This is a genomic window from Ferrimonas futtsuensis DSM 18154 (assembly GCF_000422645.1).
In the GTDB taxonomy this organism is placed as follows: Bacteria; Pseudomonadota; Gammaproteobacteria; order Enterobacterales; family Shewanellaceae; genus Ferrimonas; species Ferrimonas futtsuensis.
On record NZ_KE383896.1, the window covers coordinates 82360 to 98512 of the forward strand.

Consider the following 16153-nt stretch of genomic DNA (forward strand, 5'->3'; position numbering starts at 1 on the left):
GGCAGTTTAAGTATCCCAGAGTTGCCCTCAAAGCGCAGCCCGAGTGACACCCGGGGCTCAGGACTGATAGACTATCGGCCTCTTTATTTTTACGGACATTATCGATGAGAACCAGTCGTTACCTGGTCTCCACCCTGAGAGAGACCCCCTCTGATGCTGAAGTGATCAGCCATCAGCTGATGTTGCGCGCCGGCATGATCCGCAAACTGGCTTCCGGGCTCTACACCTGGTTGCCTACTGGCCTGAAAGTGCTAAAAAAAGTTGAAAATATCGTGCGTGAGGAGATGAATCGCGCCGGTGCCGTGGAAACTCTGATGCCCATGGTTCAACCCGCGGACCTTTGGCAGGAGACCGGCCGCTGGGACGACATGGGTCCCGAGCTGCTGCGCATCAAGGACCGCCATCAGCGCGATTTCGTACTGGGTCCCACTCACGAAGAGGTGATCACCGATATCGTTCGCGATGCCGTGAAGTCCTACAAGCAGCTGCCGCTGAACCTCTACCAGATTCAGACCAAGTTCCGTGACGAAGTCCGTCCACGCTTCGGTGTGATGCGCTCCCGTGAGTTCCTGATGAAGGATGCCTACTCCTTCCATCTGGACCAGGAGACCATGGACGAGACCTACCAGGCGATGTACCAAGCTTACTGCCGCATTCTGGAGCGTATGGGACTGGAGTTCCGTCCGGTACTGGCGGACACCGGAGCCATCGGTGGCAGCCACAGCCACGAATTCCAGGTTCTGGCCCAGAGTGGCGAGGATGCCGTGGTCTTCTCCACCGAGAGTGACTACGCCGCCAACATAGAGAAGGCGGAAGCCCTGCCCCTGGGTGAACGTGGCGAACCGGGCCAGGAGATGACCCTGGTGGACACCCCTGATGCCAAAACCATCGAACAGCTGGTGGCACAGTTCGGTCTCGCCATCGACAAGACCGTCAAGACCCTGATCGTTCGCGCCAGCGACGAGTGCGATGCCGAACTGGTGGCGCTGATGGTTCGAGGCGATCATGAGCTGAACGAAGTCAAGGCGGAGAAGCTGCCTGAAGTGGCCACTCCACTGCAGTTTGCCACCGAAGAGGAGATTCGCGACGCCATCGGTGCCGGCCCCGGCTCCCTGGGTCCCGTTGACCTGAAGCTGCCGCTGATCATCGATGGCTCCGTGGCCACCCTGAACGACTTCGGTGCCGGTGCCAACATCGACGGAAAGCACCACTTCGGCATCAACTGGGAGCGCGACGTCGCCCTGCCCCGTGTCGAGGACCTGCGTAACGTGGTCGAAGGTGACCAGAGCCCCTGCGGCCAGGGCACCCTGAAGATTGCCCGCGGCATCGAAGTGGGTCACATCTTCCAGCTGGGCACCAAGTACTCTGAGTCCATGAAAGCCACCGTGCTGGATGAACAGGGCAAGGCCCGTCCGCTGATCATGGGCTGCTATGGCGTGGGTGTTTCCCGCATCGTCGCCGCAGCCATTGAGCAGAACCACGACGACAGAGGCATCATCTGGCCTGCGGCCATCGCCCCCTTCCAGGTGGTGATCGTGCCGATGAACATGCACAAATCCCACCGGGTTCAGGAAGCCGCCGAGAAGCTCTACGACGAGCTGACCGCTGCAGGCATCGATGTACTGTTCGATGACCGCAAGGAACGTCCGGGCGTGATGTTCGCCGACGCCGAACTGATGGGCATCCCCTACTCAGTGGTGATCGGTGAGCGCGGCATCGACGCCGGCAACCTGGAGCTGAAAAACCGGGCCGACGGCAGCAAAGAGGATGTGGCGATGGACGCCGTCCTCGCAGCGGTTCAGGCCAAGCTTCAGGGCTAACCGTCTCAAGCATGAAAAAGGGTTGGCATTGCCAACCCTTTTTTTATCTCTTATTTCAAACGCTCCGGAGCACTGACCGCCCGCTCCACCCCTTGAATCAGCTCGCGAAAGATCTTCTCCTTGTCCAGCTCCACGGTACACTTGCGCACGCCGCACACCAGTTGCACCATGCCTCCGTGGAGGGTGTGGAACAGGGTAAAGGCGGTCTCGACGGACATCTCCGGATGCAATGATCCCTGCTCGGAGGCCATCTTCAACGCCTGATACATATGGGAGTCCTCCTGGCAGTGCATCTCATCGAGCTTCTCCGCCAGCTCCGGCACCTGCTCCGCCTGACGGTAGAGCATCATCACCTGCTTAAGCGTGGACTCTGAATTCATCTCCAACCAGAAGCCATGGCTGGCTCTAAGCAGACAGTCCAGGGGATCGGCCCCCTCGTTGGTCATGGAGTGCCACAACCGCTCCGCTTCAGGGGTAATGGAGCGCTCAAACAGGGCATGGAGCAGATCGGCCTTATCTTCGAAATGCCAATAGATCGCCCCTCGGGTCATCTCGGCATCGGCGGCAATCTGCGCCAGGGTGGTCTTGGCCACCCCCTTTTCACTGAACAGCTTCATCGCTGAATCCAGCAGCTGTTGGCGGGTCTTCTCCGCTTCTGCCTTGGTTTTTCGCGCCATGTTTCAGGCCTCCTCTGGGTCTGCAGCCCCCTCATCCGGCGACACCCGTCTGTCCGGCGGAGGGTAAAGAATGGCGCAAATTATACCTACACTTAAGTTTGTATCAATGCGGTTATACCGTGAACTATACTTAAGTCACTGCACCATAATGTAAATCAATGATTCTCTGTGGATTATCACACTCCACCACCTTAAGGGAGGCCAAGGCTCCATGAGGCCGTCGCAACAGACACAGAATCGGGCCCTGCAACTCAGCGGAGGAGGCAGCCGGGCCGCCTATCAGGTGGGGGTCCTCAAGGCGATCGCCAGCTTCTACCCGAGAAACCACGGCCTGCCTTTTCCCATTCTTTGCGGCACCTCGGCGGGGGCCATCAATGCGGCGACTCTGGGATGCCATGCGGGATCCTTTCACAAGGGGGTCAGAAAGCTTGAGTGGATCTGGCGAAACTTCCGCAGTCAGCAGGTGTACCATGCGGATCTCTGGCCCGCCTCCAGGCACCTTTTGCGTCAGGTGTGGCGCCGCAAGGATCCGAAGCTGCCCCCCAGCCTGCTGAACAACCAGCCCCTGCGGGTCCTGCTTGACCGGGTCCTGCCTCTGGAGAAACTGCAACGCCACATCGACACCGGCCACCTCAAAGCCCTGACCGTGGCCGCTTCGAGTTACGCCCACCCCTGCTGCATCAATTTCTATCAGGGGCAACAGAACCTGGCCCCCTGGCAGAGGTTTCGCCGTCGTGGCCAGGTGGCTCAACTGACCCTGGACCACCTGATGGCCTCCTCGGCCATCCCCCTGGTGTTCCCTTCGGTGGCCATCGACGGTGACCACTTCGGTGACGGTGCCATTCACCAGCTCTCCCCCCTGAGTGCCCCCATTCACCTGGGTGCGGAGCGGATCTTCATCATTAACCTGGAGAGCCCCACGGACACACATCCGGTGCCCCATCCGCCCAACAGCGGCCGCATCACCGGTCACCTGCTGGACGCCGTGTTCTCCGATGCCCTGAGTTCGGATCTGGAGCGGGTGGCACGCATCAATGCCTCCCTGGCGCTGATCCCTCCGGAACGCCGGGTGATGCAGCCGCTGCGCACCGTAGAGACCATGACCATCAAGCCGTCGGAGAATCTGGATGCCATCGCCCTGAAGCACTATCGTCGCCTGCCCAGAGGCGCGCGCACCCTGCTCAAGCTGATGGGGGTGGATGAGAACCGGGAATCGAGCCTGTTGAGTTACCTGATGTTTGAGTCTGAGTACTGTCAGGAGTTGATTGAGCTGGGTTACCGGGACGCCAGCGCCCAGCAACAGCAGTTGAAGATCTTCTTTGAACTGGAGGAGCTCAAGGCCCCTCCAGCAGCGCCCGCTCCGCCAGTTCAACCTGGTGAGGCGTCCCCATCAGCAGCAGCACATCACCCCGCTGCAGGCGGGTAGTGGGAACAAACTCCAGCGCCTCCCCCTCCCGCTTAAGGCCGTCCAGCTGCACTCGCCAGTGGTTCAGCGGCAACTCCACCACGAAGTGGCCCACCGCCCAGGCGTTGTCTGACAGGGTGACCGCATGCAACAGCTCCCGCCCCTGCACGGGGTCGGTGCCACCGAAGAAGCCGTGGAGCATGCGATAGCGGTCGCGTCGCTCGCGCTCGATGCGCAGCAGAATTCGGGGCAGGGGGACCCCGAGTTGGTAAAGCACCTGGGACACCAGCATCAGACTGCCTTCCAGGCTCTCGGGGATCACCTGATCGGCCCCGGCCAGCTCCAGGGCCTCGAGGGTGGCATCATCCCGGGTACGCACCAGGGTTCGGATATGGGGCGCCATCAGCTTGATGCAATCCAGCAGGTTAAAGATGTCGCGGCGATTGTCGAAGGTCACCACCACCAACCTGGCCCGGTGCAGCCCCACCTCCTTGAGGATGTCCTGGCGCCGGCCGTCGCCGAACACCACAGGCTCACCGGCGGTCCTGGACTCCCGCACCCGGATCGGATCGAGATCCACCGCCACGAAGGGCATCTTCTCCCGCTTGAGGAAGCGGGCGATGGTCTGCCCCACCCGGCCATAACCCAGCAGCACCACATGATCCTGGGTGACCAGTTCCGGAGCTTCCGGCTCCTCGCCGAACAGCTGCTCCCGCTGCCCCAGCACTCGCTTGGCCAGCACCAGGCAGTTGTCCACCATGAAAGGCGTCAGTGCCATGGAGATCACTCCGGTGGCCACCAGCAGGTTAGCCAGCCCCTGCTCCAACACCTGCCACTTCATCGCCAGGGCAATCAGTACGAAGCTGAACTCCCCCACCTGAGCCAGGCAGATACCCGTGGCCAGGGCGTCCTTGGTCTTCTCACCGGTGAGGGTGGCCAGCATCCAGATGATCATCGCCTTGGCCAGCATCACCAGGGTCAGCAAACCCAGCAGCAGGGGCAGTTGAGCCCAGAGCAGAGACAGATCCAACAACATCCCCACCGAGACAAAGAACAGCCCCATCAGCAGATCACGAAAGGGGCGAATGTCCGCTTCCAGCTGCTGGCGATATTGGCTCTCGCCCAGCAGCATCCCTGCCAGGAAAGCCCCCAAGGTCATGGAGAGTCCCAGAGACAGGGTGACAAAACCCGTAGCCAGGGCCACCGCCAGGGTGGTCAGCAGGAACAGCTCATCGGAGCGGGAGCGGGCCACCTCATCGAAGATCTTCGGCAGAAGATATCCCCCCAGACCCAGCAGCAATACGAAGGCGATGGTGCCTTTGAGCAGAGCCCAGGAAAGCTCCATGGCCAGGGCCACACCGCCGCTGTCCGAGCCCAGCAGGGGGATGATGATCAGCAGGGGGATCACCGCCAGATCCTGGAACAGCAACACACTGACGGAGAGCTCGCCGTGACGACGGTTGATCCAGCCCTGCTCATCCAGCTGTTTGAGTACAATGGCGGTTGAGGAGAGGGCGATGGCACCGCCGCAGACGAAGGCGGCCCGAGGATCCAGCCCCATCCCCCAGGCGAGGACGAAGGTGCACCCCAGGGTCACCGCCACCTGGGCGCTGCCCAGACCGAACACCCTGGCGCGCATGGCCCACAGACGGGGCAGGGAGAACTCCAGCCCCAGGGAGAACATCAGGAACACCACGCCGATCTCGGCCACCAGGGCGATCTGATCGCTCTGAAGCCAGTTGAACCCCTGACTGCCCGCCAGGCCACCGGTGATCAGCCAGGCCAGGATCACCGGCAGCTTCAGCCGCCGGGTGATCACCAGGCCGGCAATGGCCACCAGTGCCAATAGTAAGATGGGGGTCAGACCGCCGTGATCCATGGGTATCGCCTCTCCTCCTGAAAGTCTGCTTGGCGGAGAGGCGGTTGCGGCCTACTCCTGACGAATGGGAACCAGTCCAGGTCCCAGGGTCTCCAGTGCCTCCTGCTCCAGCCAGTAGCCCAGGGCGGCCACCAGCTTGTCGCCGAAGAACAGCATGGGGATCTGGCCTCTCAGCCAGGGGGGCACCCCAAGCTCCTGCCACACCTTCTTCAATGGCCTTGAGCCATTGCGGTTGGCGGGGCGAACCCGTCGCGTCCCCAGAAGATCATAGCGCACCAACACCGATTCTCCGGCTCGGGGCAACCTGAGCCGCTCCCCTTCGACACGCTCCTCCAGGCACCAGTGCTCGCCGTTGGCCATCTGCTGACGCACCTTGGGGATCATCATCTCCAGCTCCGCATCCAGCGAGGGTTCCTCCCCGACCAGATACAGGGCATCACGAAAACGGCGCAGCTGGCACTCACCCAACTTCAGGGAGGGCTGGGCATCCTCCCTGGCCAGCCAGAACTGCTGCAGGTGTTGCAGCTGAACCTGGGACGGCATCAATTGATTATGCTTTCTTAACCAGTACCTTACCAGATTATTTCTTCGTGGCGCACTGAGGGCGGCCAGACCACTGATCGCCAGGCCACCGCTGGCCACCTGATGCAGCCGGAGATCCTCCTTCGCCAGTTCATCGCACAGGCTCTGCTGCTCACCACACAGCTGGGCACTGCGATGCACCGCGTGATGAAAGCCCGGCCAGCGATCTTTCATCAGTGGCAGCACCTTATGGCGCAGGAAGTTACGGTCGAATCTGAGATCGGTGTTACTGTCATCTTCGATGTGCGCCAGCCCCAATTCTGCGGCAGCCCGCTCCACCTCGCCACGAGAGTGCCCCAGCAGAGGCCGCAGCATGGTGGCACCGGCAAAGGGCTGAGAAGCGAGCATGCCCGCCAGCCCCAGGGGGCCACTGCCCCGCTTCAGGGCCAGCAGCAGGGTTTCCGCCTGATCATCCTTATGCTGGGCGGTCAGCAACAGATCCCCAGGCAACAGCAGCTGATTCAGGGCCGCATAGCGAGCCTCACGGGCGGCGGCTTCCAGACTGATCCTCGGCCCCTGCTCCACCGCCACCTTGGTCACCGTCAGAGGCAAGCCATAGAGTTCGGCACGACGGCGGCAATGGGAAACCCAACTCTCGGCATTGTCTGACAAGCCGTGGTTCACATGGATAAGCAGAAAAGGGCGGGAGGGAAATTCGGGACGGAGGCGGCCAAGGATGCTGGCCAGCAGCTCCGAATCGATACCGCCGCTGTAAGCCAGGACCACGCGGCGGGCATTGTCCAGATGGGCCGCCAGGGCGGCCCGAACGCTGGACTCAAGCTGGGTTAACGACAATAACCGTACTCCATCAATCGGTCGTAACGTTGTTCCAGCAGGGTATCCAGATCCAGCTTGTTCAACAAGCCCAGATCGCTCAAAATTTGATCTTTCAGGGAGGCAGCCATCACCTCCATGTCCCTGTGAGCACCGCCGCGGGGCTCAGAGATCACCGTGTCCACCAGCTTGAGCTCATGAAGACGCTCTGCGGTGATGCCCATGGCCTCAGCCGCCTTTGGCGCTTCCGCCGCGTCCTTCCACAGGATGGAGGCACACCCTTCGGGAGAGATCACCGAATAGGTGGAGTATTGCAGCATGTTGACCCGGTCCCCTACGCCAATGGCCAGGGCGCCACCGGAACCACCTTCACCGATCACGGTGCAGATCACCGGCACCTTGAGGCCAGCCATCACCTTCAGGTTACGGGCGATGGCCTCACTCTGACCGCGCTCCTCAGCGCCGACGCCAGGGTAGGCACCCGGTGTGTCGATAAAGGTGATGATGGGCATCTTGAAGCGCTCGGCCATCTCCATCAGACGCAGGGCCTTGCGATACCCCTCGGGACGAGGCATGCCGAAGTTACGACGCACCTTCTCTTTGGTGTCACGGCCCTTCTGATGGCCAATGACCATCACAGGCACACCATCGAGGCGAGCGGTGCCGCCGATGATGGCGGGATCGTCTGCATAGGCACGGTCGCCACAGAGCTCATCAAACTCGGTAAAGATCCGATCGATGTAATCCTGGGTGTAGGGGCGCTGAGGGTGGCGGGCCATCTGGGCCACCTGCCAGGCGCCGAGATCGTTAAACACCTTGGTGATCAGCTCCTCGCGCTTCTCCTCAAGCTGTTTGATCTCATCCTGCAGATCCATATCCAGGTTGCTGTTGCGGCTGACGTTCTTCAACTCGTCAATCTTTGCCTGCAGTTCGGCAATGGGCTGTTCAAAATCCAAAAAATCCAGGCTCATACTCTGATCACCTAAAGGTGTCTGTCGACACTCGTCAATAAGTCATGGTCACTTTGCCCGGCCCGAACAACGTCTCAAGCTGCAGCAGCAACTCGTCATCGGGACGGACCTGCCAGTTCGGGCCCAATTGCAGGGTCCCGCAGGCGTCGGGTCGGTTATATCGTATCTGTACTGGGCAACTGCCCTTTTTGAAGTCACCCAACAGGGTTTTCACTCGGTCCAGCTTGGTGTCATCCAGGTCTTGTGAGTCCAGATCCAGGGTTACCCCCTTGGCCCACTTCTCTCTGGCCTGACTGATGTCCAGCACCTCTTTGGCAGACATTTTATTGCCGCCATTGAAATCATCAAAGCTGACCTCTCCCTCAACGATCAAGATCTTATCCTTTACCAGCAGATCTTGGTACTTTTCTACCCCTTCTGCAAACAGCATCACCTCCAGGCGGCCGCTTTTATCGTCCAGGGTGAGGATCCCCATCTTGGAACCCCGCTTGGTGATCATCACCCGGGCGGCGATCACCAGGCCGGCAACCCGGGTGGATTTGCCGCGGCCGGTGGGCACCACATCCTTAAGGCGACCGGAAGTCCAGCCTTTTATCTCCTTAAGGTATTGGTTGATGGGGTGGCCGGTCAGATAGAGGCCTAGGGTGTCCCGTTCGCCATCCAACCAAATCTTGTCCGGGAAGGGGGGGACACTGACGAAAGCGTGATCGGCCTGGCCCGGTTCAGGACAAAGATCGCCGAAGAGATCCCCCATCCCCTGGGCGGCATTGCGGGCATTCTGACCCGCGGCCTTGGCTGCCGAGTCCAGGGTGGCCATCATCGCCGCCCTGTGGGGGCCCAGGTTGTCCATGGCGCCGGCCATGATCAGCTTCTCAATGGTGCGCTTGTTGACCTTTTTCAGGTCCACCCGATTGCAGAAATCAAACAGGTCGTGGAACACTCCACCGGCCTCTCGGGCTTCGAGGATCGCCTCCACCGGGCCTTCACCGACGCCCTTGATGGCGCCGATGCCGTAGACGATCTGCTCCTGCTCATTCACATTGAACTTGAACAGCCCCATGTTGACGTCCGGCGGCAGTACCGGCAGCCCCATGCGGTTGCACTCATCGACCAGGGTCACCACTTTATCGGTGTTGTCCATGTCCGCCGACATTACCGCCGCCATAAAGTAGGCGGGATAGTGCTTCTTCATCCACAGGGTCTGGTAGGAGACCAGGGCGTAGGCAGCGGAGTGGGACTTGTTGAAGCCGTAGCCGGCGAACTTCTCCACCAGGTCGAAGATCTTCATCGCCAGTTCGCCGTCGACGCCGTTGTTCTCCGCTCCCTCGCGGAAGGTGCCACGCTGCTTGGCCATCTCCTCGGGTTTCTTCTTACCCATGGCCCGGCGCAGCATATCCGCGCCGCCCAGGGTGTAACCCGCCAGAACCTGGGCGATCTGCATCACCTGCTCCTGGTAGAGGATGATGCCGTAGGTAGGGTCGAGAATGGGTTTCAGGCTTTCATGCTGGTATTGAGCATCCGGGTAGGAGATATCCTCTCGGCCGTGCTTACGGTCGATGAAGTTGTCTACCATGCCCGACTGCAGTGGCCCCGGACGGAACAGGGCCACCAGGGCGATCATATCTTCGAAGCAATCCGGCTTCAGCCGGCTGATCAGCTCTTTCATCCCCCGGGATTCCAACTGGAACACCGCGGTGGTTTCCGATCGCTGCAACATATCGAAGCTGGGTTGATCGTCCAGAGGGATCGACTCGATGCGCACCGGCGCTTCTCCCTTGGCCTCCAGGGCCGGGTTCAGCATGTCCAGTGCCCACTGGATGATGGTCAGGGTTCTCAGGCCCAGGAAGTCGAACTTCACCAGCCCGGCGGTCTCCACATCGTTCTTGTCGAACTGGGTCACCGGGTTGCCGCCGGAGTCATCACAATAGAGGGGAGCAAAATCGGTGATGGTGGTGGGGGCGATCACCACCCCCCCGGCGTGCTTGCCGGCGTTTCGGGTTACCCCTTCGAGCTTGCGGGCGATGTCGATGAGGTTCTGTACCTCCTCGTCCCGGTCGTACAGCTCCGGCAGAGCCGGCTCCTCCTTGAACGCCTTGTCCAAGGTCATCCCCGGATCCGGCGGAATCAGCTTGGAGATCCGGTCCACGAAACCATAGGGGTGCCCCAGCACCCGGCCCACGTCGCGGATCACCGCCTTGGCCGCCATGGTACCGAAGGTGATGATCTGCGACACCGCATCCCGGCCATACATCTCGGCGGTGTGGTCGATCACCTCATCGCGGCGATCCATGCAGAAGTCCACATCGAAATCGGGCATCGACACCCGCTCCGGGTTGAGGAATCGTTCGAACAGCAGGTCGTATTCCAGGGGATCCAGATCGGTAATCTTCAGGGCATAGGCCACCAGAGAGCCGGCACCGGAGCCCCGGCCGGGGCCCACCGGGATGTTGTTGTCCTTGGACCACTGGATAAACTCCATCACGATGAGGAAGTAACCCGGGAAGCCCATGGAGTTGATCACCTCCAGTTCAATCTTGAGGCGATCGTCGTATTCGGGGCGCTTCTCGGCCCGCTCAGCCGGGTCCGGGAACAGGAACTCGAGGCGCTCCTCCAGGCCATCCTGCGAGGCCTTGACCAGGAAGTCCTCGATCTTCAGATCGCCGGTGGGGAAGTCGGGCAGGAAGTATTCGCCCAGGCGCACGGTAACGTTACAGCGCTTGGCGATCTCCACGCTGTTCTGCAGCGCTTCGGGAATGTCCTGGAACAGCTCCACCATCTCCGCCTCGGTGCGGAAATACTGCTCCCTGGAGTAGAGCCTGGGGCGTCGAGCGTCATCCAGGGTGTAACCATCGTGGATGCACACCCGGATCTCATGTTCGTCGAAATCTTCCGGGTTGAGGAACACCACCTCGTTGGTGGCCACCACCGGCAGCCCGGCGGCCACCGCCAGGTCCACCGCCCGGTGCAGGTAGGTCTCCTCCCCTTCACGGCCGGTGCGCAGCAGCTCCAGGTAGTAACGGTCGGGGAAGTGGGTCTGATAAAACCCGGCAAGCAGATCCACCACCTGCTGATTGCCCTTGGTCAGGGCCTGGCCGATGTCGCCATCCTTGCCGCCGGAGAGCAGAATCAGTCCCTCGGCGTGTTCCGCCAGCCATTCGCGATCCAGCACCGGCCGGTGGCTGACGTGTCCCCTCAGGTAAGCCTTGGAGATCAGCAGGGTAAGATTCTTATACCCCTCGTTGTTCATGGCCAGGACAGTCAGGCGACACTGAAGATCATCCAGCTCGGGACAGATCAGCCAGAAGTCGGCACCGATGATCGGTTTGATGCCGTTCTTATGGGCGCCACCGTAGAACTTCACCAGGCCACACAGGTTGGTCTGATCGGTCAGGCCAATGGCGGGCATCTGCTGCTCCGCCGCCCGGGCCAGGATGGGGCCCACCTTCTGCAGGCCATCCACCATGGAGAAATCGGAGTGTACCCTCAGGTGGATATACTTGGGATCGGCCATGGGTTACTCCAGGCCCAGTGCGCGGCGCACGGGTTTAAAGCTGGTCCTGTGGTGAGGGGTCGCCCCCTGGGTGGCCAGGGCCTCGAGGTGGGCCGCAGTCGGGTACCCCTTGTGGCCGGCAAAGCCGTACTCCGGGTAGAGTTTGTCCAGCTCCTTCATCTCCCGGTCCCGAACCACCTTGGCCAGAATGGAGGCGGCACTGATGGCCGGCTCCTTGTCGTCCCCCTTCACCAGGGCCTCGGCCGCCAGACCGCCGAAATCGGGGCAACGGTTGCCATCCACCCGCACCAGAGTGGGAGTGAGATCCAGGCCGGCCACCGCGCGCTGCATCGCCAGCATGGTGGCGTGGAGGATATTCAGGCGGTCGATCTCCTCGACGCTGGCCCGGCCCACGTGCCAGGCCAGGGCCTTCTGCTGAATCTCGACATAGAGCGCTTCGCGGCGCTTCTCCGACAACTTCTTGGAGTCACGCAAACCTTCAATGGGATTGGCGGGATCCAGAATCACCGCGGCAGTGACCACATCCCCCACCAGGGGACCGCGGCCCACTTCATCGACACCGGCAATCAGCTCACTCATTATCGGCTCCAATCAGCTTTAGCACCGCCTTGGCGGCCTGTTCCGACGCATCCAGGCGCAGCTCTTGGTGCATCTGGGTGAAGGTGGCCAACAGCTCGCTGTTGTCCCCGTCAAGGTATCCGCTGACCTGCTGGGCCAGGGCTTCGGCGGTACAGGCGTCCTGAATCAGTTCAGGCACCAGGTCCTTGCCTGCCAGCAGGTTGGGCAGGCTGTATCTGTCGATGCTCATCATCCGTTTGGCGATGCGGTAGGTCATCGGGGCCAGCTTGTAGGCCACCACCATGGGACGCTTAACCAGCATCGCTTCCAGAGTGGCGGTGCCGGACGCCAGCAGAATGACATCGGAAGCGGCCATCACGGTGCGGGAGTGGCCATCCACCAGCACCAGCTCGAGCTCAGGCGCCAGTTCTGCCTTCAGGGCGTCAAACTGACTGCGCCGTGCCTCGTTGGCCAAGGGCACCACTATGGTGAGCCCGGGGTGGCGCGCTTTGAGCTGGGTGGCCGCCTCCAGGAAAGTGGGGCTCAGCCGCTTCATCTCACCACCGCGGCTGCCGGGCAGCAGCGCCAGTACCTGCCCCTCCCGGGGCAGATTCAGGGCCTCTCTGGCCTCGCCCTGGTCACTGACCAGGGGGATCTCATCCGCCAGGGTGTGTCCGACGAAGGTGCAGGGTACCCGATATTGGTCGTAAAACGCCTTCTCGAAGGGCAGCAGAGACAGCACCAGGTTGGTGGCCTTCTCAATCTTGAAGATCCGCTTCGGTCGCCAGGCCCACACCGACGGGCTCACATAGTGCACAGTAGGGATGCCTGCGGCCTTCAGCGGCGCTTCGATGCGCAGATTGAAATCCGGGGCATCCACACCGATGTAGAGGTCCGGCTGGCGCGCCATCAGGGTGCCGATCAGCTGTTTCTTGATCTTCAGCAGACGGGGAAGGCTGCCCAGCACTTCCACCAGTCCCATCACCGCCAGGGCTTCCATATCCGCCAGGTTCTCCATCCCCACTTCCTGCATGCGGGGACCGCCGATGCCGATAAACCGGGCGTCGGGATGACGTTTACGAAGGGCCTTCATCAGGCCGGCACCTAAAATATCGCCGGAGAGTTCCCCGGCGACGATGGCTATGGTCAACTGGCTCAAGCCAAGCTCCTCAACGTACGATACCGCGGCTGGACTGCTCGACGAAGTCCGCCAGCATCCCCACCTCTGGGTGTTCGTCGGCCAATGCCCTCAGCTGAGGCATCGCCTCTGCCGTTGTCAGGCTGGAACGGTAGAGGATCTTGTACGCTTTACGGATGGCGGAGATCCCCTCCTTGGAAAAGCCGCGGCGCTTGAGGCCTTCGTTGTTGATGCCCCGGGGCACCGCGCTCTGACCGGAGGCCATCACGTAGGGAGGCACATCCTGCAGCACCAGGGAGCAGCCTGCGGTAAAGGCGTGGGCACCAATCTTCACAAACTGATGCACACCGGTCATGCCGCCGAGGATGGCATGATCCCCCACGTGCACATGGCCCGCGATGGAGGCGTTGTTGGCCATGATCACATGGTCACCGACCATGCAGTCGTGGGCCACGTGGGTGTAAGCCATAAACAGGTTATTGGAGCCGATCCTGGTCAAGCCCTGATCCTGTACCGTGCCACGATGGACGGTACAGCACTCACGAAATACGTTGTTGTCACCAATCTCCAGGCGGGTAGGCTCGCCGGCGTACTTCTTGTCCTGACACTCCTCACCGATGGAGGCAAACTGGAAAAACTTGTTGCCCTTGCCGATGGTGGTGGGCCCCTTGATCACCACATTGGAGCTGATCCAGGTGTCATCACCTATGACGACGCCGGCACCAATGTAGCTGAATGGACCTATGGTGACGTTGTCGCCAATCTTGGCATCGGGGTGGATTACCGCCTGGGTATGGATCACGGGATCAAGCCTCTCTCTTGGCACACATCAGATCTGCAGAGCAGACAACCTTACCGTCAACCTTGGCTTCGGCCGCATAGAAGCCGATGCCACGCTTGGCTTTCTGGAAGTAAACGTGCAGATCCAGGGTATCGCCCGGAGTCACCTGACGCTTAAAGCGCACATTGTCGATACCGGCGAACAGATACAGCTCGTTTTCACCCTTGCCATAGGTCTTGAACGCCAGAATGGCGGAGGCCTGGGCCAGGGCTTCCAGGATCAGCACGCCGGGCATAATGGGGGCAGCCGGGAAGTGTCCTGGGAAGAAGGGCTCATTGTAGGTCACGTTCTTGCGGGCGTGCAGAGACTCGCCCGGAACGAAATCGAGGACCCGGTCCACCAGCATAAAGGGGTGACGGTGTGGCAGAAACTGGAGGATCTCATTGACCTCCATGGTGTTCATTTGTTCAGACAAGGTGGACTCCAAACTTATTCGCTGTCTTGCTCTGGCTCAGCCAACTGCTTCTCGAGCTGGCGCAAGCGCTGATACATATCTTCCAACTGGCGCGAGCGCACCGAGTTGCGACGCCAGGACTTGTTGTCCTGAATGGGAGACCCGGATGAGTAGACCCCGGGCTTGTTCAGCCCTTTGGTCACCCGAGACATCCCGGTAACATGAACGCCGTCGGCCAGCTCTATGTGGCCGGCGATGCCGCTGTTGCCGCCAATGATGCAGTGACGGCCAATCTTGGTGCTGCCCGCAACCACGGTGCACCCCGCCAGGGCGCTGTGAGCACCGATGACGTCGTTATGGGCGATCTGACACAGGTTGTCGATGATCACCCCCTCCTCGATGATGGTGTCATCGATGGCCCCCCGGTCGATGGAGGTGTTGGATCCTATCTCGACCCGGTCACCGATGATCACGGTGCCGACCTGAGGAATCTTGATCCACTGGCCACGCTCGTTGGCGTAACCAAAACCGTCCGAGCCGATCACCGCACCGGAGTGGATGATGCACTCCTCACCCACGACCACGCCGTGGTACAGGGTGACATTGGCCCAGAGGCGAGTGGCGCGGCCCACACGGGCACCACGGCCAACCACGGTTCCGGCACCGATCTGGGCGCCATCACCGATCACCGCATCCGCTTCGACGACGGCATTGGCACCGATGCAGACCCCCTCCCCCAGTTGCGCACTGGGCTCGATCACCGCCGAAGGGTGGATGGCGTCTGCGGCCGCAGGGGTGGTATCCAGGATCTGGGCGATGCGGGCGAAGCAGACGTAGGGGTTGGCGGCCACCAGGGCATCGCCCTGATAGTGTTCCGCATCCTGCGCAGACAAAATCACCGCTCCAGCGGCGGTGTTGTCTAACTGCTTACGATATTTGCTGTTTGCCAGAAAGCTAATCTGGTCAGGGCCAGCATTTTCAAGGGTGGCCACCCGGGCCACCACTTTACTGCCGTCCCCCTGGACTGTGGCGCCGACCAGCTCGGCCAGCTCCACCAGGGTTTTGCTTGCCATAGTGCTTAGTTGCCTTTACCTACAGCTTGAACCACTTTCTCGGAGATGTCCGCCGCGCTGTTGACGTACACTGCAGCGCCACGCTGCAGGATCACATCGAACTTCTCCTGCTCAGCCAGGCTGTTGATCGCCAGCTGTACCTGCTTCAGCAGTTTCTGCTGCTCTTCCTGCTGACGCTTCTGCATATCTTCCTGCAGGTTGCGGCCCTTGCGGTTGAAGTCGGCGTTCAGGCTCTCCATCTGACGGCTCAGTTCAGTTTTCTGAACGTCGGTCATCAGCAGGGCGTCCTTCTGCTGCTTATCGGACAGAGCTTTCAGCTCCTCCTGCAGCTTGCGTACGGCCGCCACACGCTCGGCAAACTCGGTTTCCAGGTTCTGCATCATGGATTCGGCCTGAGGCAGTTTGCTCATTACCAGGCGCATGTCCACAACACCGATCTTCTGGGCCCAGGCGGAGGGAGCAACGGCAACCAACATCAGGGCAAGGGTCATTAACTTCTTCAAACTCAAATTCCTCTGTCTTTATTAGGC

The 16153-nt window shown here is 60.9% G+C and carries 13 protein-coding genes; 2 read left to right on the forward strand and 11 right to left on the reverse strand.

The window, feature by feature from the left end; genetic code table 11:
- The first annotated feature begins 104 nt into the window (after positions 1-104).
- Complete coding sequence (locus tag G505_RS0118065) at positions 105-1820, forward strand: proline--tRNA ligase (protein ID WP_028110807.1); 1716 nt, start codon at positions 105-107, stop codon at positions 1818-1820.
- 50 nt (positions 1821-1870) lie between these two features.
- Here G505_RS0118065 and G505_RS22575 read toward each other — a convergent pair whose 3' ends face one another.
- The gene (locus G505_RS22575) at positions 1871-2497 is read right to left on the reverse strand and encodes a TetR family transcriptional regulator (protein WP_051216427.1); all 627 of its coding nucleotides are present in this window, start codon (positions 2495-2497) and stop codon (positions 1871-1873) included.
- A gap of 211 nt (positions 2498-2708) precedes the next feature.
- On the opposite strand from G505_RS22575, the gene G505_RS21955 reads away from it, so the two are divergent.
- On the forward strand, positions 2709-3923 hold the full coding sequence (locus G505_RS21955) for a patatin-like phospholipase family protein (protein ID WP_084644063.1): 1215 nt from the start codon (positions 2709-2711) through the stop codon (positions 3921-3923).
- Here G505_RS21955 and G505_RS0118080 read toward each other — a convergent pair.
- Genes G505_RS0118080 through G505_RS0118125 form a run of 10 tightly spaced genes read right to left on the reverse strand, consistent with a single transcriptional unit; the run spans position 3832 to position 16114 of the window.
- Positions 3832-5781, reverse strand: a complete 1950-nt coding sequence (locus G505_RS0118080) for a monovalent cation:proton antiporter family protein (protein ID WP_028110808.1) — start codon at positions 5779-5781, stop codon at positions 3832-3834. The two genes, G505_RS21955 and G505_RS0118080, sit on opposite strands and share 92 nt — an antisense overlap.
- Positions 5782-5832: 51 nt before the next feature.
- On the reverse strand, positions 5833-7158 hold the full coding sequence (gene tilS / locus G505_RS0118085; RefSeq protein WP_051216429.1) for a tRNA lysidine(34) synthetase TilS: 1326 nt from the start codon (positions 7156-7158) through the stop codon (positions 5833-5835).
- Complete coding sequence (gene accA, locus G505_RS0118090; RefSeq protein ID WP_028110810.1) at positions 7149-8108, reverse strand: acetyl-CoA carboxylase carboxyl transferase subunit alpha; 960 nt, start codon at positions 8106-8108, stop codon at positions 7149-7151. The genes tilS and accA overlap by 10 nt, the downstream gene beginning before the upstream one ends.
- 34 nt (positions 8109-8142) lie before the next feature.
- Positions 8143-11619: a DNA polymerase III subunit alpha gene (gene dnaE, locus G505_RS0118095; protein ID WP_028110811.1), complete on the reverse strand. Its 3477-nt coding sequence runs from the start codon at positions 11617-11619 to the stop codon at positions 8143-8145.
- 3 nt (positions 11620-11622) lie between these two features.
- On the reverse strand, positions 11623-12198 hold the full coding sequence (gene rnhB, locus G505_RS0118100) for a ribonuclease HII (protein ID WP_157509281.1): 576 nt from the start codon (positions 12196-12198) through the stop codon (positions 11623-11625).
- Positions 12191-13336: a lipid-A-disaccharide synthase gene (gene lpxB / locus G505_RS0118105; protein WP_028110813.1), complete on the reverse strand. Its 1146-nt coding sequence runs from the start codon at positions 13334-13336 to the stop codon at positions 12191-12193. The genes rnhB and lpxB overlap by 8 nt, the downstream gene beginning before the upstream one ends.
- Positions 13337-13346: 10 nt before the next feature.
- Complete coding sequence (gene lpxA / locus G505_RS0118110; protein WP_028110814.1) at positions 13347-14117, reverse strand: acyl-ACP--UDP-N-acetylglucosamine O-acyltransferase; 771 nt, start codon at positions 14115-14117, stop codon at positions 13347-13349.
- Between the two features lie 4 nt (positions 14118-14121).
- Positions 14122-14559 carry a 3-hydroxyacyl-ACP dehydratase FabZ gene (gene fabZ / locus G505_RS0118115; protein WP_407644142.1) on the reverse strand — a complete coding sequence of 146 codons (438 nt, stop codon included), beginning with the start codon at positions 14557-14559 and terminating at the stop codon, positions 14122-14124.
- A 26-nt stretch (positions 14560-14585) separates the two neighbouring features.
- Entirely contained in the window at positions 14586-15623 is a 1038-nt protein-coding gene (lpxD, locus tag G505_RS0118120; RefSeq protein ID WP_028110816.1) for a UDP-3-O-(3-hydroxymyristoyl)glucosamine N-acyltransferase, read from the reverse strand.
- 5 nt (positions 15624-15628) lie between these two features.
- Positions 15629-16114: an OmpH/Skp family outer membrane protein gene (locus G505_RS0118125; protein WP_035385542.1), complete on the reverse strand. Its 486-nt coding sequence runs from the start codon at positions 16112-16114 to the stop codon at positions 15629-15631.
- Positions 16115-16153: the final 39 nt, after the last annotated feature.